The organism is Actinoallomurus acaciae (genome assembly GCF_042429965.1).
Lineage (GTDB): Bacteria > Actinomycetota > Actinomycetes > Streptosporangiales > Streptosporangiaceae > Actinoallomurus > Actinoallomurus acaciae.
The window spans coordinates 1-2,102 of record NZ_JBHLZP010000880.1; the positions used below are offsets into that span (position 1 = coordinate 1).

The 2,102-nt window shown below is 73.7% G+C and carries 2 protein-coding genes; both read right to left on the reverse strand.

Annotation, left to right across the window (positions count from 1 at the left end):
- Positions 1 to 162: 162 nt before the first annotated feature.
- Entirely contained in the window at positions 163 to 1,470 is a 1,308-nt protein-coding gene (locus ACFFNX_RS48390; protein WP_378213186.1) for a vWA domain-containing protein, read from the reverse strand.
- Positions 1,471 to 1,504: 34 nt separating this feature from the next.
- On the reverse strand, positions 1,505 to 2,102 hold a 598-nt coding region (locus ACFFNX_RS48395), incomplete at its 5' end, for a PP2C family protein-serine/threonine phosphatase (RefSeq protein WP_378213187.1).

A 2,102-nucleotide genomic window follows, 5' to 3' on the forward strand; every position in this document is an offset into this window, starting at 1 on the left:
CTCGCCCGCGCCCGCACCCGGGGGCGCGGCCGCCGCGGCCCCGCCGCCGGTGCCGTAGCCGGTGAGGACCGCGGACACCGTGGACCCCGTCATGCGGGTGCCGCAGACGTCGCAGTAGTCGTCGGCGCCGGAGGAGTGTCCGGCCGGACAGGTCGGCATGGATCAGGCTCCGCCCTTGCGCGTCCGTACGGTCTTGCTCGATCGGGTGTCCAGGGACATCTCGTCGGCCTTGTCGACGTTCTTCTTCAGCCGTACGGTGCCGGTCGCGTGGTCGTCGACGTCGACGACCTTGTCCAGCAGACCGGCGATCGCGTCGTTGCCCGACTCGTGGGCGAGCTTGACCGCGCGGCCGAGGCGGGCGGTCGCGGTGTCGAGGTCGCCGTCCTTGCGGGCCGCCAGGCCCTCCTGGATGGCCTGGGCGAGCTCGGCCTGCCCGGTGAAGTGGGCGACCTTCGGGTTGATGCGGGTCGACTGGGCCTCGTCGTCGGTCCACTCGGCCAGGACGTTGCCGGTGGCGAGCACCTGCTCCTCGCCGCCCGCGCCGGGCAGCACCAGTTTGACCCAGGCCGCGCGCAGCTCCTGGCCGATCGTGCCGGGGGGCACCTCGACGCAGACGTGGTAGTCGCGGGCCTCCGCGCCCCACGCGCCGATCGGATAGTCGCCGGCGCGGGGGCCCGCCTCGACCCGCTTGCCGGTGAGGTCCTCGACGGACGGCGTCACCTGTTTGACGAAGCGCAGCCGCGCGGCCTGCGGCGTCCAGACCCGCAGGGCCACGTCGGCGACCGCCTTGCCCATGGCGGCCTCGGTCATCGCGCGAAAGTCCGCGACCAGGTCGTTCGGGCTGGCGACGATGTCGACGCTGCCGAGCATGGCCGATGCCACCTTGCGCAGCTCGGCGACCTCCCAGTCGGTGCCGACACCGCGGCAGTCGCACACGAAGTGGCCGACGCAGGACTGGAGCACGGCGTCGAGCTGCTCGGGGCTCTCGTGCTGGTTCTTGCCGTCGGTGAGGAGGATGGCGTGCCGGATGCCCTCCTGGTGGGCGGCGAACAGCCGGTCGGCCAGGCCCAGCCACGCGCCGATCGCGGTGCCGCCGGCCGGGCGCACGCGCTCCAGCGCGGCCTTGGCCTCCTGCCGGGTCTGCGGGTTCGCGGGGACGAGCTGCTCGCCCGCCGGGTAGACCATCCGCGCCCGCGCCGAGCCGGAGACCACCGCGAAGGCGACCCCGTCGCGGAGCGAGTCCACCGCGGTCTGCGCGGCCCGGATCGCCGCGGACATCTTGGTACGCGGGTAGTCCATCGAACCGGAGGTGTCGATGATGATCACCTCGGCCGCCGAGGTCGACCGTACGGCGCCGGCGGCGGGTACGCCCCTCGCCTCGACCGTCACGATCGCGTGTACCTCCTGGCCCCCCTCGGGGAGGTACTTGTTCTGGTCGATCGTGAGAGTGAAATCGGGGTTGCCCGTCATGCGACCTCCTTCGTCGGAGGAGTGACCCGAGCGCTCATCGGGACCGCTCCTGGGTCGGTTGTGCGGAAGGCGGCGTGTGCGGCCGGAAGGGGATGACGACGACGGTGATGTTGTCGCGTCCGCCCGCCTCGTTCGCCAGGCGGGTCAGCGTCCGCGCCGCCTCCAGGGGCTCCGACGCGGCGGCGGGGGCGGCCTCGGCGAGCCGGGCGGGCTCGGGGAAGTAGTTCCACAGCCCGTCGCTGCACACGAGGATCACTCCCGGCGTGTCCGGAGTGAGCGTGTGCACGTGCGGCTCGACGTCGACGGCGTCCGCGCCGAGCCAGGCGGTGATCACGTGCGCGTTCGGGTGCCGTTCGGCCTCTTCCTCGGTGAGCGCCCCGGAGGCGACCATCTGGCCCGCCCACGAGTCGTCGTCGGTCAGCCGCGCGCCCTCGCCGCTCTCCGGCAGCCAGTAGGCGCGGCTGTCGCCGATCCAGCCGACGGTCACCGCGTCGCCGTGCACCAGGGCCGAGACGAAGGTGCACGACGGCGGCTCGGCCGGTTGGGTGTCGTCCCCGTCCCCGCCGACCAGGCCGGCCACGGCCTCGGCCGCCCGCGCGGCGGCCGTACGGGTGGCCGACTCGGCGTCCTGC

Coding starts and splice junctions, on each gene's coding strand:
- ACFFNX_RS48390 (WP_378213186.1), bottom strand. CDS start 1,470: ATGACGGGCAACCCCGATTTCACTCTCACGATCGACCAGAACAAGTAC.